Genomic DNA, 23,994 nt, shown 5'->3' on the forward strand with positions numbered 1-23,994 from the left:
TCACAGGAGCAGCTCGACTCCGGTGATCAGCGTACGTCCGGCAGCCGGCTCGTAGTACCGCCCACCGAAAGCGTTGACGCGCAGATTGTCGGTGTAGTCGGTGTCGAAGACGTTGTTCAGCGCCAGCCACGGTCGCAGCGTGACGTCACCGACGCGACCTTCCCAGGACAGGCGCGCGTTGGCCACGAGGTAGCCGCTCACGCGCGCCTCGTTTGCGTCGTCGGCAAAGACACGATCGAGCGCCACTGCCTGCACGCGCGCCAGCCAGCCGGGCTGCGGCGTCCACGCGGTCTCGACGAACAGCTGCTGGCGCGGAATGCCGGGAATCGCCTTGCCGCCGAAGTCGTCGTCGCCGAGCCGGTATTGCTCGTAGCGGTAGTCGTTGAAGCTGTACGCGCCGGACAGCATCAGCGACGGCAGAGCCTGCCAGGCCACGCCCAGCTCCACACCATCGCGCTCGGTGGCGCCGGCATTGCGATAGAAGCTGCGCCCGGGCTGGTCGTCCAGTTCGAAGCGCACCAGCTCATCGTCGTTGCGCACGCGATAAATCGCGAGCTCCGCGCGCAGCGTCGCGAGTGCGAACTTCACGCCGGCCTCGAGATTGCGCGCCGCGGCCGATTCGAGGTCCGGATTGAAGCCGCCACCGGCGGGATTGGCCAGTTCATTGTTGGTCGGCGTCTCGAAGCCGCTGCCGTAGCGCGTATACAGCAGCGCCGAGTCGCCGAGGCGATAACCGAGACCGAGGTTGACGCTGGTTTCGTCGAACACGCGCCGGCCGCTGTCGTCGCCGTCGTCGATGAAGGCATCGTCGACCGCGAGCCGGATCTCGTCATGACGCAGCCCCAGTGCCGCCAGCCACGGCCCGCCGAGCTCGATCTGGTCGACGACGAAAAGGCCCAGCCCGCGTGCCTTCTCGTCCTGATCGAGTGTCTGTGCACCGCGCACGCCGCCTTCGGCGTTGTCGAAACGTGCACGCGCATCGCGCTGCGACTCGAAATCGCCGCCGATGCTCAGCGTGTGCGTGAGACCGGCGGTCGTGAAACGATGATCGAGCGCAACACCGATGCCGCCGAAGCGACGGTCGAACACGGTCTGGCCGCCGCGGGCAAACGGCAGGCGGTTGGCGAAGTCGCGTTCACCGATCCAGCCGCGCAAAGCGATCTCGGTGGCCTCGCCGATGGCGCGCGACCAGTGTGATGCGAGTCGTTGCTGCTCGATGGACTCGCCGACGGCAAAGCGCAGCGCCGCCGGATTGGCCGCAGACGGATCGGCGTCGGCCTCGGCGCGGGTCAGCGCGCCGGGGTCGAGGGCGTCGATGTCCAGTGTGTGGAGCGAAAGCTCCAGCACGCCGCCGCCCAGCGCCGCACGCAAGCGACCGCTGGCGATGGTGCTGTCGGCGGCCATGTTGTCGCGATGGCCGTCGAGTTCGCGGCGGGCGACCGCTGCGAGCCCGCTGAAGCGCTCGCCGATGCCGCCGGCCTCGACGCGCCAGCGTCGCTCGCCGAGTTCGCCGGCCACCAGATCGACGCGACCATGGCGCAGCTCGGGCACATCGCGCGTGCGCAGCGCGACGACGCCGCCGGCGCCGTTGCCGTACAGCGCCGAGGTCGGGCCGCGCAGCACCTCGACGCCGTGCAGCAGCGCAAGGTCCAGCGCATCGAGATCGGTCTGGCCATCCGGCATCGTCAGCGGCACCTCGTCGACGAGCACGCGGATGCCACGCACGCCGAAGCTCGCGCGGCTGCCGAAGCCGCGGATCGACAGGCGCAGCCCCTGGTTGAGGTTGTAGCGGTTTTGCGCGTAGATGCCGGGAATACGCACCAGCGCCTCGTCGAGCGCGAGCTGCGGATCGCCGCGCAGCTCGTTGGCCGACACCGCGCCCACCGCCGCCGGTGTCTGCGACCACGGCAGCTCGATGCGCGGACTGCGCACCTCGAGCGGCGGCAGCGTCTGCTGTGCGTGCACGGCGAATGTCGAGATTGCCGGCGTCATGGCGACGGCAAGAGCGACGACGATACGCATCGAAAAGGCCCGGGCGAAGCTGTGCCGTATATGGTAGCGACCCCATCGAGCGTGCGCCGGTCGATCGACAGAGTCGGCGTCCGACACCGAGCGATGGTCCGTGAACATTGCGTTATGCTCCCGCGCGTCATCCGTTGTACGCCCATGTCCTCCAGCCACGAGTCCCCTCTCAGCGCGCACAAGCTGTTTGCGCCATCCGTGTCGCGCCCACTGGTGCGTCGTCAAGCGCTGCTGGACCTGCTGCGCCAACGCGGCGGTGCGCGCCTGGTGGTGCTGCAGGCACCGGCTGGCCATGGCAAGACGACCACCTTGATCCAGATCAAGCAGCAATGCGAGGCGGATGGCAGCCTGACCGGCTGGTTCACGCTGGACGAGGCCGACAACGATCCGCGTCGGCTGCTGCCACACCTGGGCGCGCTGATCAATCGGCTCGCCCCCGATCTGGGGATCGACGTGCCCGAGCTGCGCGGACGGCACCGGGCCGACTGGATGATCGAGTCGCTGCGCCGCCTGCCCCGACACACGGCGCTGTTCTTTGACGAGTTCCAGGCCTTGAGCTCGCCCGAACTGTTGCGATTCTTCCGCGAGTTCAGCGAACGCCTGCCGGAGAACGTGCGGCTTTACATCGGTTCGCGCGCGATCCCCGACATCGGACTGCCCAGGGCGATCGTCGAAGGCCGGGGCGTGCTGATCCTCGCCGAGGAGCTGCGATTCTCGTTGCCGGAAGCCGCGGCCTTTTTCGCCGATGCCAAAGATCTCGACCTGACGTCGGCGGAGATCGAGACCATCCATCGCCGCACCGAAGGCTGGCCCGCGGCGTTGCAACTCTTCCGCCTGTCGCTCAAGCGAGCCAGCGTCCGTGCACGCCTGCAGGAGCCGGAGCTGCCGCGACCACGAGAGCTGACCGACTACCTCGTCGACAACGTCGTCGCGACACAGCCGCCACAGGTGCGGGAATTCCTGTTGCGCACCTCGGTACTCACGCGTCTTTGCGCACCGCTGTGCGAAGCGGTCACCGGGCAGACCGGCGCGCAGGATTTGCTGCTGCAACTGGAACGCGCCGGCCTGTTCCTGCGCAGCCTCGACGCCGAGCTGCGCTGGTTCAAATACCATTCGTTGTTCGCGACCTGTCTGATGGATCAGCTCGCGATGCGCGATCCGCAGGCCTTGACGGCCGCGCACCGACGCGCAGCCGAATGGTACGAGGCGCAGGCGATGCACGCCGAAACCCTGCATCACGCCATCGCCTGCGGGGACTACGCGCTCGCCGCGCAGACCCTCGACCGCTGGGCCTCCCGGCTGGTTCCGCAAGGCCAGCTCATCACCGTGGAGCGCTGGGCGCAACAACTGCCGTGGGAGGCGATCGCCAAGCACCCGGCCTTGATGGTCAAGATCGCCTGGACCTACATCTTCCTGCGTCGACACCGCCCCCTGGCGCCGCTGCTCGAAAAGATCGGCGAGCTGGAGCGGTCGGCGCAGCTCGACGCCAACATCGTGATGTCCATGGCGGCGATCTCGGCGGACGATGTCGAAGAGGCCTTCGCACGATCCGAACGCTTCGCGCTCGACCAGCCGCACAGTCGCGGCTTTGAGGCCTTCGAACTCGGCGCCGCGGGCAATCTGGCGGCCTATCGCGCGCTGGCGGAGAACGCCTTCGATCGGGGCACCGAGCTGCTGGCGCGGGCGCTGCAGCACAGCGAGCGCGCGCCCGCGCCGTTTTCCGGCGGCTACAACGCCGCGGTCGCGGCGGTCGCGGCGATGCTCCAGGGAGACCTGCACACCGCGCTGGCTCGCTGTCGCCGCTTCGCGACCGAGGCGCAGCCACTGCTCGATCGATCGGTCGCGGCGGCGGCGATGTATGCCTGCTATCTGTGGGCCCTTTACGAGGCCAACGAGCTCGACACCGCGGACACGATCTACGGCCAGCACCACGACATCATCGTTGAATCGACCCTGGCCGACTTCACCGCCCTCGCCCTGCTCGCGATGGCGCGCATCGACGATGCGCGCTCGCGGCGCACGCAGGCCGACGAACGTCTGCAGGAGCTGGAGTCGCTGGCCCAAGCCAACGGCTGGACGCGGCTGTCCTGTCTGGTCGTCGGCGAACGCATGCGTCGGGCCCTGGCGGCAGGCCACGTCGATTACGCGCGCACGCTCGCCACGGCAATGCCACATGCCGGCACGACAACAAGCCGCTGGCGGCTGTTCGCCGACGATCTGGGCAATCCGCTGTACGCGCGCATCCTGCTGGCGATCGAGAGTAAGCAGCACGATCTCGCCGAGCAGTTGATCGAGAGCGCGAGAACCGACGCCGGCTCGCGCCCCTATCGGCAGATGCGCCTGCACATCCTTCAGGCCAAGAACCATGCGCGCGCGGGGCAGGACCGCGCCGCCGAGCGAGCGCTGCGCGAGGCCCTGCGTCTGGCCGCGCCGGGTGGCTTCGTGCGCGCTTTCGTCGAGGAGGCGAGCGCGCTCGCGCCGCTGCTCGCGCGTCTGGCCACCGGTGAGCCCACGGATGCCTCGGCGTTCACCCGGCGGCTGCTCGAAACCTGCGGCGCTCAAGTCGCCGCGGCGTCGCCACCGCCCTGCGAGCCGCTGACCGAACGCGAGCTCGCGATCCTGGGCCTGCTCGCGCAAGGGGTCTCCAACAAACAGATGGCGCATCGACTCGCGTTGTCCGAGAACACGGTCAAGTTCCACCTCAAGAACATCTACGCCAAGCTCGGCGTCGACAGCCGCCTACGCGCGATCACCGTCGCTCGCAGCCACGGCCTGATCGGGTGACGCGCGCCGACGCGCTGCCGCGCGCCTTCGCCGGGCGCCTACACGGAAACGACCACCGCCTTGGTTTCGAGATAGTGCTCCAGCACCGCTTCGCCCCCCTCGCGTCCCCAGCCCGATTGCTTGTAACCGCCGAACGGCAGGGATGCGTCGAAGGCGTTGTAGGCGTTGATCCAGACCGTTCCCGCCTTGAGCGCGGCTGCGAGCTGGTGCGCCTTGCGCAGATCGCGCGTCCACACCGCGCCGGCGAGACCATAGATGGTGTCGTTGGCGCGCCGGATCAGCGCATCGTCGACTTCGTCGAAGCGCACGGCCGACACCACCGGTCCGAAGATTTCCTCTTGGTAAATGCGCATGCCGTCGCCGACGTCGACCATGACCGTCGGTTGGACGAAGAAGCCGGCGCCGGGTGCGCGTGCGCCGCCGGTGTAGGGCCGGGCACCCTCGTTGCGCCCGATGTCGATGTAGCCGAGCACCCGCTGCAACTGCTTTTCCGACACCAGAGGCCCCATCTGCGTGTCCGGCGCCAGTCCGGGGCCGAGCTTGATCGCGCGAGCGAACTCGGCCACGCCTTCGACCACGCGGTCGTAAACGCCGCTTTGAACGAACAGACGCGAACCCGCCGTGCAGCACTGGCCGTGATTGAAGAATGCGGCCATCGCAGCGCCGGGTATGGCGGCCTCGAGGTCGGCATCGTCGAGAATGATGTTCGGTGACTTGCCGCCCAGTTCGAGGCTCACGCGCTTGAGCGTGCCTCGCGCCGCGTCGACTATCAGCTTGCCCACCTCGGTCGAGCCGGTGAACGCGAGCTTGTCCACGTCCGGATGTGCGGCGAGCGCGGCACCGGCGGTCTCGCCATAACCGGTGACGATGTTCACGACACCATCCGGTACACCCGCTTCTTGGATCAACTCACCCAGGCGCAGCGCCGACAGCGGGGTGTCCTCGGCAACCTTGAGCACCACGGTGTTGCCGGTGGCGAGCGCCGGAGCGAGCTTGAACGCGGCCATCAACAGCGGGAAGTTCCAGGGGATGATTTGACCGCAGACACCGAGCGGCTCGCGCCGGGTGTAGGCATGCCAGCTCACGCCGTCCATGTAAGACACCGAGGGCTGAATCGTCAGCCCGTGGATCTTGGTCGCCCAGCCGGCCTGATACTGGAAGATCTCCGCCGACAGCGGCACATCGGCGACCTGGGCGACGGTCATCGGTTTGCCGTTGTCCAGCGATTCGAGCTGCGCCAGCTCGTCGCGGTGCTGCCAGAGCAAATCGCCGATGCGCCAGATGATGCGGCCACGTTCGGCCGGCTTCATCCGCGACCAGGGACCGTCACGAAACGCCGTGCGTGCGGCGCGCACCGCGCGGTCGATGTCCTCGGCATCGGCGGACGGTACGGTCGTGAGCTTGCGGCCGTTCGACGGATCGATCACGTCGATGGTCTTTCCGGAGGCGGCCGCCTGCCAGCGGCCGCCGATCAGCATATTGCGCGGCTTTGCGATGAAGGCCTCAACCTGCGGCAGCAGGCTCACAGGGGTCGCGACGTCGTCCATGGGGATTCTCCTCAGGAGGTGGTGACACCGAGTTCGGCCACGGCCATTTCACGCAGCCGGAACTTTTGCACCTTGCCGGTGACGGTGAGCGGGAACTCGTCGATGAAACGGATGTAACGCGGAATCTTGTAGCGCGCGATCTTGCCCTCGCAGTAGGCGCGTACCCCGGCCTCGTCGAGCGCCGCCCCGGGGGCGCGCTTGATCCATGCGAACAGTTCCTCGCCGAGACGCGGGTCGGGTACGCCGACGACTTGTACGTCCGAGATCGCCGGATGCGTATACAGAAACTCCTCGATCTCGCGCGGGTAGATGTTTTCGCCGCCGCGGATGACCATGTCCTTGAGCCGCCCGATGATGGTGACGTAGCCGTGCTCGTCCATGGTGGCGAGGTCGCCGCTGTGCATCCAGCCGCTGCGGATCGCCTGGCGCGTGGCGTCATCGTTGCGCCAGTATCCCGCCATCACGTTGTAACCGCGCGCGCACAGCTCGCCCGGCTGTCCACGCGGCACCGGCCGGCCGGTGTTGGGGTCGGCGATCTTGACCTCGACGTGGGGATGGATCGTCCCCACCGTCGAGACGCGCTTGTCGAGCGGCGCGTCGGGGAGTGTCTGGAAGCTCACCGGGCTGGTCTCGGTCTGGCCGTAACAGATGGTGATGTCGCGCATGCCCATGCGCGCGATCACCTGTTCCATCACCGGACGCGGGCAGACCGATCCGCCCATGATGCCGGTGCGCAGATGCGAAAGGTCGAAGCGGCCGAACTCAGGGTGTTCGAGCTCGGCGATGAACATGGTCGGCACCCCGTACAGCGCGGTCGCACGCTCGGCATCGACTGCAGCGAGCGTTGCATGCGGATCGAATGTCGGCGCCGGGTAGATCATCGTCGCACCGTGACTGATGCAGGCGAGATTGCCGAGCACCATGCCGAAACAGTGATAAAGCGGCACTGGGATCACCAGCCGATCCGCGGCGGAGAATCCCATGCGCCGGGCAGTGAAGTAGGCGTTGTTGACGAGGTTGTGATGCGTCAGCGTCGCGCCCTTGGGCGCACCGGTCGTGCCGGACGTGTACTGGATGTTGATGGCATCGTCGAAGTCCAGCGTCTGCGCGCGCACCGTGAGGGCGTCTTGCCTCGCCTGCGAGGCCATCGCGAGCAAGTCCGACCATCGGATCATTCCCGGCGCAGCCTCGGCATCATCGAGGCAGGCGACTGCACGCAGCTCGGGCAGGCGCTCCTTGGCGAGGCGGGTCTTCGCCGGCGGTTGGCCGAGCTCCGGCAGCAACTCGCGCAACATGCCGACGTAATCCGAGGTTTTGTGCCGCGCCTCGGTGATCAGCAGCGCGGTCCCGGACTGTGCGAGCGCGTACTCGAGTTCGCGCAAACGATACGCCGGGTTGATGTTGACGAGAATGGCGCCGATCTTCGCCGTCGCCAACTGAGTGATGCACCACGCCGCGCGATTGGTGGACCAGATCCCGACGCGCTCGCCCTTGTCGATGCCGAACGCGAGCAGCGCGCGCGACAAGCGATCGACCTCGCCGCGCAGCTCGGCATAGGTGTAGCGCTTGTGCTCGTGCACCGACACCAGCGCCTCGTTGTCGGCGTACCGCGTCGCGACCTCGTCGAACAACTGGCCGATGGTGCAACCCAGAAGCGGCGCGTCGCTGCAACCACTAACGTAGCTGGACGCAGCGTTCATGGCTCTTGGTCCGCCGCGTTCTCGGCCTGGGTCTGCGCCACGATATCGGCCATGTTGAGGATGAAGGCGGCGATGCGTTCAACGTCGGCGTCACTCAGCCGCTCGGCGAAGTCCGGCATCCCGCGCGCACGCCATGCGCCGCCGCGCACCAGCTTGGGCAGCTCGCTGAGGATCTGCGGATCGCTGTAGGCGAGATTGGGCAGGTTGCCGCCACGATCGAGCGCCGGCACACCGTGGCAGAACAGGCAGTTCGAGACGTAGAGCTGGGCGCCGGGGCCGACGTCCTCGGCTCGATACGGCAGGCCGCTCGCGAGCGTCGTGCGGCGCAGCTGGGCGTACTCGCGCACCGGCGGCAGCGGCGCCTTGCCGTCGAGCTTGAAGGTGTACACCCGCCCTTGACTCAGACGCTCCGTGGCACGCGCCGCGAGTCCATAAACGCCGCCCCAGCCGACCGCCACCGTGACGTATTGCGTGCCGTCGATCTCATAGGTCGCCGGCCCGGCGATCACGCCAGACCCCACCTCCACCTGCCACAGCGACGCGCCGGTCTTGGCATCGTAGGCGATGAAGCGTCCGTCTGCGGTTCCCTGGAAGACGAGACCGCCAGCCGTGGTCATGGTGCCGCCGTTCCAGGGCGACAGATATTCCTGTCGCCAGACTTCCTTTTGCGCCACCGGATCCCAGGCCAGCAGGTGGCCGAACGGCTTGGCCTGCGGCGGGATGGTGTTGAGCACGTAGCCGAGATTCCAGTCGAGATTGCTCATCGGCCGCCCGGGCAAATGGGTGCGGGCGCGCCACTGCGGATCGTGCTCGATCGCCAGCGGCACGCCCTGCGCGGGGATGTAGACCAGCCCGGTGTTCGGGTTGAACGACATCGGATGCCAGTTGTGAGCGCCGTAGGCGCTGGGCCGCGTCTCCCAGGGCTTTTGTCTTGCCCGCGCATCCTCGACTTCGATCGGTCGGCCGCTCTCGTCGTAACCCGTGGCCCAGTTGACCTCCACGTAGGGCTTGGCCGAGATCAGCTTGCCGTCCTGACGGTCGATGACATAGAAGAACCCGTTCTTGGGCGCGTGCAGTAGGACCTTGCGCTTACCCGACGCCAGTTTGAGTTCGGCCAGGATCAGGTGTTGCGTGGCGGTGTAGTCCCAGGTATCGCCCGGGACCTCCTGGAAGTGCCACAGGTACCGTCCGGTGTCGGCGTCGAGCGCGACCACCGAGGACAGATAGAGATTGTCTCCGCCCGAAGGGCTGCGCACCTCGCGGTTCCATGGGTTGCCGTTGCCAGTGCCCACATAGAGCCGATTCAGCTCGTGGTCGTAGACCATGGCGTCCCAGATGGTGCCGCCGCCGCCCACCTCGCGCCATGCGCCCTTGGGGTCCCAGGTGGCCGCGGCGCGCTCCTGCGAAGGATCGTAAAAGGGCGGCTCGACGCGTTGCGGGACCGAGAACCAGCGCCACAACATGCGCCCATCATCGACGTGGTAGGCGGAGACGTAACCGACCGCGGCCAGCTCGGCGCCGCCGTGGCCGATCACCACCTTGTCGCGGAAGACGCGCGGTGCACCGGTGATCGTGTGCTTGTAGCGCGTACGGTCGATGTTGGTGTCGACCCGCCACAGCTCTTTGCCGCTCGCCGCCTCGAGCGCAACCAGATAGCCGTGCAGCGTGCCGACGAAGACCTTGCCCTTGTACACCGCGACGCCCCGGTTGACGACGTCGCAGCAGGCCCAGGCGCCGAACTCGGGCGGCACCTTGGGATCGTAGACCCAGAGTCGCGCGCCGGTGCGCGCGTCGATCGCGTGAACCACGCTCCACGGACCGGTGACGTACATCACCCCGTCGGCGACGATCGGCGTCGCCTCGACGCCGCGCTCCGAGCCCAGGTCGTAGCTCCACGCCAGCCCCAGCCGCCCGACATTGCCGGTATCGATCTGACGAAGCGGGCTGTAGCGTGTCTCGTCGTAATCGAAGTTGTACGACAGCCACTCCTTGCCGCTGGCCTGGTTGGCGCGGATTCGATGGTCGTCGACGCCCGCTGGCGTCGGCGACGGCGTCGCCTGCGGAGCCTTTTGCGAACCGCAGCCGATGAGTCCGGCGATCACGCCGAGGGCGGCGAGCAGCATCGGCAGCTTGCATCGCGGATTCATGCCACGTCTCCTCCTGGTCGATGTCAAGTCGAATCACATGATCGTAAAACCTGGATAACCCTGCGCGCGTTCCTCGTCACACAGCTGCCGGTAGGTGTGCGCACCACCGACGTAGGTGAGCAGTCGGCGTTGCTTGCCTGCAACATTGCTGCCCGTGTACCAAGAGTCGGTCTTGACCACGAGCGTCGCGTTGGCCAGCTCTTCGTGATGCGCGAGCCAGCTCGCTTCTTTCTCGGCCGTCGCTTCGATGCTGCGCCGCCCGTCACCGAGAACATGCAGGATCGTGTCGGTGATCCAATCGACCTGCTGCTGCAAGCAAGTCGTCATGTTGCAGAATGCCGCCGAAGGCGCGAGCGGTGCGCCGATCATGAACAAATTCGGGAACCCGTGGACCTGCAGACCCATCGCAGTGCGGATGTCCCGCTGCCATTTGTCCGCGAGCGCGAGGCCGCCGCGGCCGCGGATGTCGATACGCGTGAGAGCGCCCGTCGAGGCGTCGAAGCCGGTCGCCAGGATCAGCACGTCCAGCGGATGTTCGCCGGCGCGGGTTACCACACCCCGTTCGCTGATACCTTGGATCGGCGCTTCGGCGACGTCCACCAGCTCCACGTGATCCAGATCGAAGGTTTCCAGATAGTGGCTCTCCAGCGGCACACGCCGAGTGCCAAACCCATAGCGCGTCGGGATCAGCCGGGCCGCAACTTCCGGCTTGCGGATCCGGGCGCGCATCTTGGCGCGCACGAACTCGGTGAAGTCCGCACTGACGCTCGGATCGAGCAACACTTCCGGATATCCGCCGACCCAGAAGGCAAGCGAGCCGTCCTGCCATAGCTCCTCGAGCACCGCGCGTCGCTGATCGGCCGGCGTGTCGTGATAACCGCCACGCTCGAAGTCGAAATCAAAACCCGCGAACGTGCGGTTGACACGCTCGCGCAAGGCGTCGTAACGCGCGCGCCAGGCGGCGCGGTCGGCGTCCGTGAAACGTGGGTTGTTGATGCGGATGGTGTACTGCGGCGTGCGCTGAAACACTTTGAGCTGCGCCACTTCCGGTGCGATGGTCTGGATCACCTGGATGCCGCTCGCACCGTTGCCGATGACGCCCACCCGCTTGCCGCGCAGCTCGACGGGCTCTCGCGGCCAGCGCGCGGTGTGAAAGATCTGCCCGCGGAAGCGATCTTGTCCGGGGAACAGGTTTTCGATCGGCGCCGACAGCATGCCGGCACAACTGATCAAGAAGCGTGCGGTGAGCGTCTCGCCACCTTCTGTGGTCACGTGCCAGCGCGCCAGGCGTTCGTCATAGTGAGCGGCCGTCACGCGCGTTTTCAGACGTACATGGGGGCGTAAGCCACAGCGATCGGCGATGAAGTGAATGTAGCGTTCGAGTTCGGCCTGGTCGGGAAAGCGCTCGCTCCAGGACCATTGCTCGTGCAGTTCGCGTGAGAACCAATACTGGTAGACGTAGCAGGGCGAATCCACGCGGGCGCCGGGGTAGCGGTTCCAGAACCAAGTCCCGCCGATGTCCGCGCCCGCCTCGAGCGCCAGGACCGACAAGCCGGCCTCGCGCAGCCGATACACCTGATACAAACCGGACAGCCCCGCGCCGATGACCAGGGCGTCGTAATCCGTGCTTCTTACGCCGGTAGCGCGTCCGGCGGCCTGCACTTGCTCGCGTTCAGTCACGACCGTCTCCTTCGCACACGGCGCATCCGAATCCGAATGACGGCGGCGGATCGCCGTCTGCGAATGCGCCTGTTCTCAGGCAACATGCCACGCCGCCATTCGGCGATCGCCACTCGATCGGGTAGCTGACGCAACGGCGCAAGGACACGCGTGGAAATCAAACCCGCCCCAGCCGCTGCAACGCGACGTGGGTCAGGTATTTCTCGTAGATGGATCCGTCGTTGACGGAGGTTCGGTGCCCCCCCGGCAGTTCTCTTACTTGTTCGAGCCGCGTGATGCGCCCGGTCTGGAATTCATAGGCATGCACATAAGTCCACGACCAGTAGGGGTGCGCGCCATTCATGAAGCGCTGAGCGTTCTTCTCGTAGAGGCTGTAACAGCCGTCGAAGGAGCGAAACGGCAAACCCTGACGGTCATACGTCACCATCGCCACCGGCATCCCGTTGCGTACATCGAACCAAACACGCTTCTTGCTCACCGGCGCGCGTGCAAAGCCCGTGGGCTCGGCCTCGCAGATGATCGTCTCCGGCACCATCTCGACGACGCTGTCGAAGAAGCTTTGGTTCTTCGGCCCGCCGTGCACCGCGTGTTCCCAGTTCGGATGATCCGGATTCCAGCCGCTCGACACGCCGGCGAGCAGCGGCTGACGACCGACGACCCTGTAGTTGCCCCAGGTATGCAGCGGATCACCGGCAGCCCAGGCGTCGGACAGGTATAGCGCGGAGCCGGCGACCAACGGCTCGAAGCGCTGATTGGTCGGGAACTGACGCACGCGGCGAAAGTGCGGCACATAGCCGTAGAGCTCCGGGAACTGATGTTGGTCGTAAGGCCAAATGTTCAGATAGCTTGCGCCGCGCTCGGATTCCGGCGCGGTGTAGACCACGGTGTTGAAGCGCAGCTTGTCGGCGTGCTTGTTCCAGTAGGGCTTGGGGTCGAGCACCAGCCGGCCGACCGGCGAGAGCTCGGCCCAGACCAGGTCGTAGCGGTAGTCGACGTTGCCGCCGTCGGCGACGTTGGCCTCGCGCATCGCGAACAGGTTGGCGTCGTGGCGGCCCCACGACAGGGTCAGGCCGGCGAACAGTTCGAGGGCGTTGTCGCTGCCGGGGAACGGATGACCGCCGATCCACGGCTGGCCGTCGGCGGTGACGACATTGCCGGTGTCGTCGAAGCGGGCCTGGCCCTGGTGCCGGAGCGTGGCTTCGAGGTATTCCCAGGGGCCGAGCTTCATCCAGTCGGTGGTCGTCGGCACGACCTTCAGGCGCCGGCCCATCTTCGCGACATGGTGGTACTTGGCCGGTTCGAGCAGATCCTTGACGTGCTCGACGTTGGCCGCGGTGATGAAATCGCCGGTCTTGATGCGGCCCTTGGTGTACGCCTCGACCGACAGCAGTTCGTCGGGATAGGCCTTGCCGATCCCGCCGGTCGCCGCGATCGTCGGCCACAGGGGCGCCAGCAGGCCGGCACCGGCGAAGCGCGCACCGTGCCGCAGCAGCGCGCGACGGCTCAGACGCGACGACCAGCGCAGCGGCGTCATCGCGGCACCTGCGCTGCGCAGCAAAAAGGCAGGCCGGTGGCGTGCTGCCACCGGCCGAAGGAGGCCGCTCCTGGGGAAACGCGAGCGGCGGGGAGAGACAGATCAGAATTGATAGGTCAGCCTCAGCGTGAATTCCTCGGCGAAGTCGAGGGTCGACAGCAGATTGTCGTTCGGGTTGCCCCACAGACCGCCGTCGATGTAGTTGTAGAAGCCCTCGACGGTCACGCCCGAGCCCGGGTTCCAGCGTACGCCCGGCTGCGCAAAGATGCCGCCCTCCGGATCGAACAGCGTCGCGAACTCGATCTCCCAGATCTTGTTCGGAAACGGCTGCAGGAAGCCGAACACGACGTAGGTGGCGTTGTCGCTCTTGCCGGTGGTGGCACGCGTCGCAGTCGGTTCGAGTTCGTCGAACGGCTTGCCGCCGTAGCCCGACAGGTGTCGTCCGACGAGATCGCTGCGGTTCTTGGTCAGCGCCTGGAACACGATGTAGGTGCCCGGGAACTCGGGGAAGAAGCGATGCCACTTGTCGATCACCAGCGAGACCGTGTACTCGTCCTGCCGGATGTATTCCTGGCCGAGCGTGATGTTGGTGAACGTCCGCTCGGGCGTGTACTGCGCTTCGAGGTTGAAGATCAGCTGGTTGAGGAAGTCGTTGTCCGACTCGTTGACGTAACTCAGGCCGAGTGCGAACACGTTCTCCTGGAAGTACTCGCGCTCGATGTGCCCGCGCAGGCTGTCGTTGGCGGCGATGAAGAAGGTATTGAGCTGCGCGAAGGCCTGCTGCGCGTTCTCGACCGGCGTGGCGTAGACATCCGGTGAACCGTCGAAGTCGGTGATGCTCGCGTTGAGGCCGGTGATCGCGTCGAGGCGCACCTCGGCGGCATAGCGGAACCACTCGTCCGCCGAATACACGCCGCCCGGCGAGGCTTCGAACGGCGTGTTGGCCAGCGCCTCGCCGGAATCGGCGTAACGCCGGCAGGTGGTGGCGTTGTAGTTCGCGCACAGCGGATTGGTCGTCGGCAGCTTCGCGGCGTACAGCACGTTGACCAGGCTGCCGAGCGGGCCGGTCAGCTGCTTGTTGACGCCGCTCTTGGTCCAGCGGAACACGCCCTCCGGACCGTAGCGTCGGGACGCCGCCGCCTGCCAGCCCCACTGGCCGTAGTCCGCCTTCAGGCGCAGGCCGTAGACGAGTTCGTCGTCGTAGCCGCCCTGCTCGTAGCGGTCCTGCACGGTGAACTGCACCGGGATGATGTTGTACGGCGTGTTCGGGTTGCCCAGCACGGTCGGCTGGAACTTGCCGGCATAGCTGTCGAGCAGGATGTTGTCCGTCATCTGCCAGCTGATGCGGGCGGACAGCATCGGCACGCGCTTGTCCGAGAACTCTTCGAGCGCGCGATCGAGGATCGAGTGGCGACGCAGGTCGAGGCCGTTGGGCAGGTCGAAGACGCGGAAGAAGATCGACTGCCCCCAGGCGATCTGCTGGTTGCCGATGCGGACGTTCAAGTCGCCGGTGTTGTACTCGAGCACCAGCGCCGGGAAGTAAACCTGGTAGTCACGACCGGTCCACTCCAGCGGATTGGGCTTGCCGCCGCCGGCAACGATGTAGTCGAAGTAGTTCGGCGCACCGGCGTACAGCCGCGCATCGAAGTCCTCACCACTCTCGATGCCGTTGTTGAACTGCTCGACGCTGCGGGCATCCCACTCGTCATAGAACGTCGGGTCGTAGATCGCGCGCGCGCGAGCGACGAGACGCAACGCCGGCGAGAAGCGGATGCCGACCTCACCCTCGGCGCGCAGCACGGTGTAGTTGAAATCGTTGTCGACCGAGACGATCTCGTCGCCGCGGCGGATCGAGTCGCTGAAGCCGGGAATCGCGATCGAACCCCACTCGCCGAGTTCGGTGCCGGGCAGCAGCACCTGCAACAGGCCGTCCGAGCCGCCCAGCACCGGCAGCAGCGCCGGCGGCACGAAGGCGGTGCGGCTGTTGGTCTGGTCGTTGAAGTAGTTGCCGCCCTGGTTGTTCGGATTCTCGAGCGCCGTGGTGCGCGCCGCCATCTCCGCACGGACGAAACCGCCGAAGCTGACATCGATGTCGTCGAGCCAGTCGGCCGAGGCCGGGACGCTCAGGCCGATACCGGCCACGAGGCAACCGGCTTTGAGCCAGTGTCGCTGGGCGTGAATGTCGTTCATTGTCTTATGTCCTCTCTCTCCAAAGAGACACACCGTGATCGAAGTTCGCTTGACGCCCCGGTCGTGGTCCGCCGGAATCTTGTCGACATGTGCGCCACAACCGGGCGCCTAGTTCTCCACCCTCAGAATCCTGGCCGCATTGCCGACCACCAGCGGTGCCGCATCGCCGCCGGGCTGCGCCGCGCCGCTGTACCAGCCGGTGGCGATGTCGGCGCCCTGCACGCGGGTCCAGCTGCGGCCGTGATCGCGGCTCAGCAGCATGTCGCGCATGCCGGTCGCCAGCACCGTGCCGTCGGCGCTGGCGGTCACGTCGAGCAGGTTGGCATGCGTCGGTCGCTCGATCGCGCTCCAGCTCACGCCGTCGTCGTCGGTCCTGAGGACGTAGCCCTCCTGCCCGACCGCGAAGCCGACCCCGTCGGCACGCACGCTCAGCCCGAACAGCGTCGGGTCGACGCCGTCCACCGCACTCTCGCCGGCATGGCCGACCGACCAGGTCTGGCCGCCGTCCTCGCTGCGCAGCACCAAGCCCAGTTCGCCGACCACCCAGGCGCGGCCGTCGTCGGCGATCTGCACGCCGTACAGGCTCGGCTCGAAGAAATCGCCGAGCCGGCCCGCCGTGTCCTTGAAGGTGCCCGCCCATTGCGGCGCACTCGGGGCCCAGGTCAGGCCGCCGTCGGTCGAGCGCAGCAGCGCGCCGAATGCGCCGACCGCGAGCGCGATGCCCTGCGCGTTGACGTCGACCCCGAACAGACGCTCCTCGGTGCCGCTCTGCACCTCGGTCCACTGACCGTCGGCACCGCGCACCAGCACCGCGCCCATCTGCCCGACCGCGAGCGCGCGCTCGCCGCGCACCGACACGCCGAGCATCGCCAGCCGCGTCGGCGTTTCCTCACGCATCCAGCTCGCACCGCCGTCCGTAGACGCTAGTATCTCGCCGCCTGCGCCGACCGCGTAACCGGTCGCACCGTCGAAGTCGACCGCAAACAGCGCTTCGTGCGGGATACCGCTGGCCACCACGACGGGTGTCGGCGCGGCCAAACTCGTGCCCGAGCAAACGAATGCGATCGCAAGCGCTGCCGTCATCAATCCTCTTGCGTGCATACCCCTTGTCCCGGCTGAAAGGTTCCCGTGAAGGCGCGGGGGCGCGCACGCGCCCCCGCTCGAGGCTCACACCTGACCCAGACGCTGCAACGCCTGCTGCGTGAAGAAGCGGCTGTACATGTTCTCGTCTTCGCCCTGCTTGAAGATGCTCTGCCAACCGCCTGCGCATTCCTTCTGGTGCGCGATACGGCTCATGCGCCGCGTCTGCGCATCGAAGGACATGACGTAGGTCCAGGACCAGGCGGTGTGTTTGCCATCTGGTCCCTTGACCTCCTTGTCACCGGCCTTGTACTGGCCGAAACCGGCTTCGAAGTTGACCCAGGGCTTGTCCTGACGGTCGAAGCGGATGCAGCCGCAGAAGATGCTGTTGCGCACGTCGACATAGGCCAGGCGGCGACCCACCGGCGAGCGCGGGTAGCCCACCGGCTTGGATTCGAGCACCACGACCTCCGGCGCAAGCTCGTACTCGACGTCGAAGAAGGTCTCGCCCTTGGGCCCGCCGTGCACCTTGTGCACCCAGTTGTCGGAGTCGGCGCCCCCCCAGTTCGAGTTGAACGCGCCGAGCATCGGCTTGCGCTCGAGGATCTTGAACTCGCCCCAGGTGCGCATCGGATCGCCGGCTGCCCAGGCATCGGACAGGAACCAGGTCACGCCCGGAATCAGCGGCTCGAAGCGCTGGTTGGTCGGGAACTGACGCACGCGGCGGAACTGCGGCAGGTAGCCGTAGAGGTCGGGGAACTTGCGCTGATCGTAGTACCAGACGCTCAGGAAGGAGCTGCCGGCGACATCCTGGGTCGACGTGAACAGCACCGTTTGTAGGCGCAGCAGGTCCTTCATGTCGCGGAACACCTTGCCGTCGGAGCGACCCTGCACCTGCAGCTCGGCCCACACCAAGTCGTAGCTGTAGCCTTTCGAGCCATCGGGATTGAACACGGTGTCGTTGACCGCGTACTGGTTGTAGTCACCGCGGCCCCAGGCCATCGCCATGTTGGCCTGCACCTCGTCACCGGTCTTGGGGTCCGGGAACGGCAGACCCCCGACCCAGTTGCGCCCGTCGCTGGTGACGACGTTGCCGTCGGCGTCGAACTTCGCGTGAATCCCTTCTCTCTGGTTGCGCAGCGTGGCCTGGTAAGACTCGTAGGGAAACATCTTGGCCAGATCGGTCTCCGTCGCACGGATCTTGATCCTGCGGTTCATCGTCTTGATCTGGTCGTAGACGATGGGATCGAGCAGATCCTTGACGATGTCCACGTTCTGCGCGGTGATGTAATCGCCGGTCTTGATCTTGCCCTTGGTGTACATCTCGATCGACATCAGCTCGTCGGGATAAGCCTTGGCGATGCTCTTTTCCGCGGCGAACAGTTTGGACAGCGGCATCAGCACGCCAGCGCCTGCACCGATCGCCACGTTCTTCATGAGTTGGCGACGTCCATAGTCGAAGTCGTATTTCCTGATATGCATCTCGTGTCTCCTCATTACCACCTGTACCGCCCGCTGGAAGCCGGGGGCGCGTTCCGGCCTACCTCGTCGTGCTGAACTCCAGCGCGCCGCGGCAGATGAGGCTGATACGCCGTAACCCAGCGCGCGGATTCGCCATCCATGCACACATCATCCCGCCACCGGCGCCGTACGCATCGTTGACGCCGGTTCCGCATCCATGAACTTGGTCAAGTCGACTGATTCCCCCACCATCAAATCCTCACGCGCCGCAAATTTCGGCTTGATCAGCCACACCAACAAAGGCAGCACCACCAGTGCGAGCACCATGTTGATCAGCATGATCGCAACCAGCAGCAGCCCCATGTCGGCCATGAACTTGAGATCGGACAGGAAGTACCAGGGCAGGATGCCGATCAGCATGATCGTCGCCGTGAACATGATCGCCTTGCCGGTCGTCGTCAGCGCCGCGGTGATCGCCTTGCCCCAGTCATGATCCTGTGCCGTGAATTCCTCGCAGATGCGCGACAGTAAGTAGATGCCGTAGTCGATACCCACGCCTACGCCGAGCACCGCGACCATGACCGAGTTGATGTCGAGGCCAATGCCCATCACGTGCATCGTCGCGGTGAGCAGAAAGTTGGACAGATTCACCGGAATCAGCACGATGAACGCGGCGATCACCGAACGGTAGGCGTAGGCGGCGACGATGAAGATCGCCGTGTTCAGCAGACCCAGAATCAACCAGTGATAGCGCGACACCACCACGTTCATCGCTTGCTGCAGGGCAATCGTTCCCGACGCTAGTCGCACGCGGAAGTTCTCGTGCTCGATACCGACGGCGTCGACCGCACGCTTGGCGCTGGCCAAGGCCGCGTCCACGGTTTCCTGCTTGTTGTCCTTGTACCAGAGCGAGATCGTCGAGTTCTGGAACTCGAAATCGGTAATGTGCGAGAAGTTCACCGGGTTGGTACCGAACACCACGGCATTGCCTGCCGCGCGCACCGCGCTGTCGGTCGGATCCAGCGGCAGCCACTTCGGATTGCCCCCGGAAAACAGGCGATTGCCCTCCATCATGTAGTCGGTAAACGACAGCGTCGCGCGTGGCGGCATGGTCTCGTCGGCCTCGACCATCGCCTGGATTGCGAGTGACACCTCGACCACTTCGGGCGTGCGCGCGACGCGGTTGTTGATGTCCCGATTCTTGGCTTCGAGGATGATTTCCAGCGTGTTGACACCGGGGAAATGGTCGTTGACGGCGCGGATCGCGGTATTGAAATCGGAATCCTCCCACAACAGGTTGGAGCCCTCGACCGGATTGCCGATCTTGATCTGAAAACTCAACGCGATCGCGACCACGGCGACCACGGCGGCGACAGCAGCCGTCAGCTTGGCCTTCTCGCCGTGGGTGCGGCGGGCGATGCGTTCGAGCACGCGCTTCTGCACCGCGTGAAGACCCACCTCGCCCCTCTCTGCGACGATCGCCTCGACGTTCTTCGGCGCTGGCAGGTACGACAGCAGGATCGAGATCAGAAACACGCCGGTGGGGATGATGCAAAACGCCCAGAAGCCGCAGAACAGCGCAAAGCGCTCCATCGCCGGGATCGGCGCCACGGCGATGAAGAGAATCCCCAGCGCGTCGGTGATCACGCCAAGGATGGACGGCGCCATCATCACGCCCATCGTCACTTCCGCGGACTTGCGTTTATCCCTGAGGTGAGCGTAGATCTCGTAGAAGCGTTCGGTGAACTGCACGCAGTGCGAGAACGAGCGCGCGATCAGCAGCAACGGCACGATCATCAGCAGCGGTTCGATCGGCGAGCTGATCCAGCCGACCAGACCGAAACCCCACACCGCTGCGGTCGCCGAGCAGATGATCGGCGTCAGCGTGCCGGCGAGGTTGCGCATGTACAGCGCCAGCGCGATCACCAGCGCCAGCAGGGTGATGCCGAAGATGACGTAGGTCTGCTGCTGCAGCTTGTACACCCAGCCGGTGAGGATCGGCTGGCCGACGACGTAGAGCTCGTGGTGCTCGTCACGATACTGTTCCGCCAGACGCTGTACATGCTCGAACACCACGTCGTATTCGAGCAGATTCTCGAGAAAGGCCGCGGTCACCAGTGTCGCCGTCTCGTCGCCAGAGACGTAGAAAGTGCGGACGTTCGGGCTCTGCTCGACACGGCGGCGGAAGTCGGCGATCTCATCGTCAGTGTCCGGCACGCTGTCGCCCATCAGCGGTCGCATGTCGACACCGTCTGGAGTGGCCTCGGCGTAACGAGCTTTCTCGGTCGCGATCGAGATCAGCGAATCGTGGTTGATGCCGGGAACCAGGTCGATGTCGCGCGTGAACTGCCAGACCTTGCCCAGCGTCTCGGCGTTGTAGATGTCCTGGCCGTCCGTGCGCTTGATCATCACCGTCACGGTCAGCGGGTTGCCGAAGTTCGGGTGATCCTTGAACACTTGGACGAAGGGATCGTCCTTGGGCAACAGATCCGAGAAGATCGTCTTGATGGTGACGCCCGGAATGCCCGCCGCGAAACCTAGCGTCACGAGAACGAAGAACAGCGCTGCCCAGTGGCGGTGCGCCATCACCCATGCGGCGATACGAAATCGGGTCGCGTTCATGGGCGTGATCCCGTACCCGTTGCACCGGCGACGCTCATGCGTCCGCGCGCACCGATGCTGCTCGACACCGGCAACGAGCGATGTTTGCCCAGCCCCACCTGCTGCATCCGCGCTCTCCTCTCACGCACACTGCTCGCACGGCAGCACGCCCACGCCAGCGCTCTTTTACGGACGGTCGGACCCTGGCCGTGGATCATCCAGCGGGTGCGATCTTCCGTAATGGACCATCGCGACCCAGCGCGAGCCTTCGTACTGTGTCCGCCCAAGCGGTACGCGTCACCACCCGTTCGGGCAGGTTGACGTGCAATTGGGCGCAACGAGAATTTCGGAGCGTGGTCCTGTTATGGAAGCAGTTCGGATGACGTTCTTCGGCCGCCATCTCCGGCGATACCCGGTGCTCCTCGGCCTTGCGCTGACGTTCGCTCATGGCGCGCTGTATGCGCAGCCGGTGCAAGTCGCCGACGATCCGCGCGCGGCGGTGGCCGAGTTCCTGCCGAGCTGCGGACCGCGCTTTGAGGAGGTCGACCGCCGTGTCGCCCAGGCGGGTGCGGGCGATGCGAGCTATCTGCGTGTGAACGGCTTTCCCTACCTGCGCACCGATCGGCTGATGTCCTCGTACGACCGAGAGCTCGACGATCCGCGCGTGCTGGAGGCCTGGCTGCTGCAGCTGCGCGACAACGATGCCTTTGCGCGCGACATCGAACTGCGCAATCTCGGCTTGGACACCAGTGAGCGATCGACACTGCTGCTCGACATGCGCCTGTGCGCGGTCTGGCTGTCCTTCATGGACGCCAGCGATCCACAGCGCCTGCGTGCACTGATCCGCGCCGTGCGCGAGTCGGCACAAGCGGCCGCGCCGGCGAACACCCACGGCTCGCCGGCACCGGCGCCGATGCGCGGTGACGCCACCGTACAAGTCTTTCGCAGCGCACGCGAAGCCGAGGCCACGGCGCTGCTCGAGCGCTTCGCCAGCTTGCCACGCGACCCGCTCCAGCGCACCGGCCTGACGGTCGACGGCTGGAGGGCCCTGGCCGCCGAGTTCGCACCCACATGGGCGATCACCGGCGCCGCAGGCCGCAACGCACCGGCGGCGCTGGTCTGGGACGGTGACCGCCTGTCGGCCGACCCGTCGACGCCGACGGTGTATTTCCTGCCTGCCTTCGCACGCGCCGGCGACACCGTACTGATGCAGTTCCACTACTTCGTCTGGTTCGCACGGCACGACGATGCGATCGACGGCGTGATTCTGCGTGTGACACTGGATCCGCAAGGTCGGCCGCTGCTCTACGACAGCCTGGGTGCCGACGGACGGGGATATCGTATCCATCCGGCACGGGCACTCGAGGCGCGCAGCGCGTCCATCGCCGAGTCTGGCGTCATCGCCGACGAGGTGGTCGGACTCGGGCCAGTGCGCGTCGAGCTCGACGCCGATACCGCAGGTGTCATCGCAGTCTCGGCCGACGGCACGACGCCGTCGTCGGTCGCCGCCGCGCCGCGCGAATACACGCTGGCCGCGTACGAAGACCTGCTGACGCTGCCCCGCGGCGGCGGCACGATGAGCGTCTTCGATGCGCGCGGTCACTTGCGTGACGCCGATGGCGGAGCCGCGCGGCAACTCGGGCATCACGCGCCGCTGGCTCCGTTGCAGTTGCGCTTTGACGATCCGCGCCTGGTCGAAGCGCACGTGCTGCTGCCACCGGACATTGAGCCGTCGCGCGTCGCCGGCGCACGGTTCAGATGATCGGGCCGTCACGGCACGTGCAAGTGATCGCGCTGCGGCGCACGCTTTAGCCGAACCCGCAACGGTAGCCGATCCCCCGCCGCCCCGTCGACGAAGCAGTCTTCGAAAGCGCCGGTGACGGCCCCCAGCGCGTCGATCGGCGACGCCGCGGCGCAGCACAGGCGTCAGCGCCCGTCTCAATAGTGGGGCGGGATCTCCTCGGCCGCACTCCCCTTCTCGGCGCCCTCGCTGATGCGCGCGATGCGCGCGGCCAGCTCTCGACACAAGCGCTCGAGATCGGCGACGCGCGCCTGCTGGTCGATCAGCGTATCGTTGAGCTGGCGCAGCGCCTCCTCTTGGAAGGCGAGCTTGGTTTCGATGTCGATGAGACGCTGTTCATCCATGCACGCGAGCATAACGAAAACGGGCCCCAAGGCCCGCTCTCGTTCCCTGCATCGGTGTCAACCGGATTCAGTGGTCGCAATACCGGCCGTGACGATGACGATGATCGCGCCAATGGTCCCGGTGGCGCCGATCGGCGTGGTATCCAGAACGCCCGTGGTCGACGTAGATGACCCGCACCGGCGGACGATGACCCCAGACCGCCGCGTGCGGCGGCGGCGCGTAGTCGAGATGGCGATGGTAGGGGTAAGCGTCGTAGTGCCGAGGGTGCCGATGCGGTCGATGCCCGTGATCGTCCGCCAGTTCGGCACCGACCACGGCGCCGACCAGCGCGCCGATCGCCGCGCCATCCTCGCCGCCGAGCTGATAACCCACGGCACCGCCGGCCGTGCCGCCGATCACCGCGCCGATGACCCTGTCATCCGCCATCACCGGGGCGGACAAGCCCAAGCCGAGCGCCACCGCGCAGACCCGCAAACCCTTTTTCATCGCATTCATTCCCGTGTGGACCGGATGCCGCAAAGGTGGCCGCTGCGCTCTGAACCCGTCCTGAACTCCGCGCGGCGCCAACCGCTGCCGCATCCAGCGCGCGTTGACCTGGCAGGGTCCCACCACTATCATCTGCGCCCCTTGGACGGTTAGCTCAGCGGTAGAGCACCGCTTTCACACGGCGGGGGTCACAGGTTCAAGCCCTGTACCGTCCACCAGACACGTCGAAGAGCCAGGCCCGTGCCTGGCTCTTCGTTTGTCCGCGAGTCGATAGACCGATGCGACAGCGACGCGGGTCCCGCGCCGTGGCCCGAGCGTCGAGGAAGTGCGCAGCCGCTCGGCCAACCCAGAATGGCCGCACGCCGATCCAGCCGAGCGTGGTTGCGAGACGTGCTCGACTCACGTTCGATCAGTCCGGGCATAGACTGGGCTTGCGACGGGAGAAATGCCCGCAAACGTGCATTTCTTCACAGGTTCTGGATCCCCGCTCCCCCCTGCTGCGGCATCTGCTCCATGGCGCGTTTGCGTTCGATTTCGGCGCTGACGAATTTGATCCAGTTGGCGGCGGTCTCGCCGTGCTTGTCGGACTCGGCGGCGGCGATGAAGGTGCGCCGGG

Annotated in this window: 14 protein-coding genes and 1 tRNA gene; 3 read left to right on the forward strand and 12 right to left on the reverse strand. The window is 66.2% G+C overall.

The features are described from left to right. Positions 1–2,022 (reverse strand): TonB-dependent receptor family protein, encoded by a 2,022-nt coding sequence (locus tag ABSH63_RS13505; RefSeq protein WP_352890402.1) that lies wholly within the window; start codon positions 2,020–2,022, stop codon positions 1–3. Positions 2,023–2,235: 213 nt separating this feature from the next. On the opposite strand from ABSH63_RS13505, the gene ABSH63_RS13510 reads away from it, so the two are divergent. Further along, positions 2,236–4,806: a winged helix-turn-helix domain-containing protein gene (locus ABSH63_RS13510; RefSeq protein WP_352890403.1), complete on the forward strand. Its 2,571-nt coding sequence runs from the start codon at positions 2,236–2,238 to the stop codon at positions 4,804–4,806. Between the two features lie 38 nt (positions 4,807–4,844). On the opposite strand, the gene ABSH63_RS13515 is transcribed toward ABSH63_RS13510, so the two are convergent. The 9 genes from ABSH63_RS13515 to ABSH63_RS13555 all read right to left on the reverse strand — a co-directional run bounded on the left by ABSH63_RS13515 (position 4,845) and on the right by ABSH63_RS13555 (position 20,767). After that, the gene (locus ABSH63_RS13515) at positions 4,845–6,353 is read right to left on the reverse strand and encodes an aldehyde dehydrogenase family protein (RefSeq protein ID WP_352890404.1); all 1,509 of its coding nucleotides are present in this window, start codon (positions 6,351–6,353) and stop codon (positions 4,845–4,847) included. Positions 6,354–6,364: 11 nt separating this feature from the next. Then, positions 6,365–8,053 (reverse strand): AMP-binding protein, encoded by a 1,689-nt coding sequence (locus ABSH63_RS13520; RefSeq protein WP_352890405.1) that lies wholly within the window; start codon positions 8,051–8,053, stop codon positions 6,365–6,367. Further along, positions 8,050–10,200 carry a PQQ-dependent dehydrogenase, methanol/ethanol family gene (locus ABSH63_RS13525; RefSeq protein WP_352890406.1) on the reverse strand — a complete coding sequence of 717 codons (2,151 nt, stop codon included), beginning with the start codon at positions 10,198–10,200 and terminating at the stop codon, positions 8,050–8,052. The genes ABSH63_RS13520 and ABSH63_RS13525 overlap by 4 nt, the downstream gene beginning before the upstream one ends. Positions 10,201–10,233: 33 nt before the next feature. Next, positions 10,234–11,880, reverse strand: coding sequence for a flavin-containing monooxygenase (locus tag ABSH63_RS13530; RefSeq protein WP_352890407.1), 1,647 nt, complete (start codon positions 11,878–11,880; stop codon positions 10,234–10,236). Between the two features lie 157 nt (positions 11,881–12,037). Continuing rightward, a complete protein-coding gene (locus ABSH63_RS13535) occupies positions 12,038–13,414 on the reverse strand; it encodes a DUF1329 domain-containing protein (RefSeq protein WP_352890408.1) in 1,377 nt (458 codons plus the stop codon). A 102-nt stretch (positions 13,415–13,516) separates the two neighbouring features. Further along, complete coding sequence (locus tag ABSH63_RS13540) at positions 13,517–15,604, reverse strand: DUF1302 family protein (protein ID WP_352890409.1); 2,088 nt, start codon at positions 15,602–15,604, stop codon at positions 13,517–13,519. Positions 15,605–15,712: 108 nt separating this feature from the next. After that, positions 15,713–16,687, reverse strand: a complete 975-nt coding sequence (locus ABSH63_RS13545; RefSeq protein WP_352890410.1) for a WD40/YVTN/BNR-like repeat-containing protein — start codon at positions 16,685–16,687, stop codon at positions 15,713–15,715. 84 nt (positions 16,688–16,771) lie between these two features. Then, the gene (locus tag ABSH63_RS13550) at positions 16,772–18,166 is read right to left on the reverse strand and encodes a DUF1329 domain-containing protein (protein ID WP_352890411.1); all 1,395 of its coding nucleotides are present in this window, start codon (positions 18,164–18,166) and stop codon (positions 16,772–16,774) included. A 147-nt stretch (positions 18,167–18,313) separates the two neighbouring features. Further along, complete coding sequence (locus tag ABSH63_RS13555) at positions 18,314–20,767, reverse strand: efflux RND transporter permease subunit (RefSeq protein WP_352890412.1); 2,454 nt, start codon at positions 20,765–20,767, stop codon at positions 18,314–18,316. A 358-nt stretch (positions 20,768–21,125) separates the two neighbouring features. On the opposite strand from ABSH63_RS13555, the gene ABSH63_RS13560 reads away from it, so the two are divergent. Then, positions 21,126–22,508 carry a hypothetical protein gene (locus ABSH63_RS13560; RefSeq protein ID WP_352890413.1) on the forward strand — a complete coding sequence of 461 codons (1,383 nt, stop codon included), beginning with the start codon at positions 21,126–21,128 and terminating at the stop codon, positions 22,506–22,508. A gap of 176 nt (positions 22,509–22,684) precedes the next feature. Here the strand turns inward: ABSH63_RS13560 and ABSH63_RS13565 are convergent, their stop codons facing one another. Beyond that, on the reverse strand, positions 22,685–22,891 hold the full coding sequence (locus tag ABSH63_RS13565) for a SlyX family protein (RefSeq protein WP_352890414.1): 207 nt from the start codon (positions 22,889–22,891) through the stop codon (positions 22,685–22,687). Between the two features lie 67 nt (positions 22,892–22,958). Next, positions 22,959–23,387: a YMGG-like glycine zipper-containing protein gene (locus ABSH63_RS13570; protein WP_352890415.1), complete on the reverse strand. Its 429-nt coding sequence runs from the start codon at positions 23,385–23,387 to the stop codon at positions 22,959–22,961. Between the two features lie 134 nt (positions 23,388–23,521). Between ABSH63_RS13570 and ABSH63_RS13575 the strand changes: the two genes are divergently transcribed. Next, a tRNA-Val gene (locus ABSH63_RS13575) sits at positions 23,522–23,596 on the forward strand. Positions 23,597–23,994: the final 398 nt, after the last annotated feature.

It is taken from the genome of Sinimarinibacterium thermocellulolyticum (assembly GCF_040327995.1).
In the GTDB taxonomy this organism is placed as follows: Bacteria; Pseudomonadota; Gammaproteobacteria; order Nevskiales; family Nevskiaceae; genus Solimonas; species Solimonas thermocellulolyticum.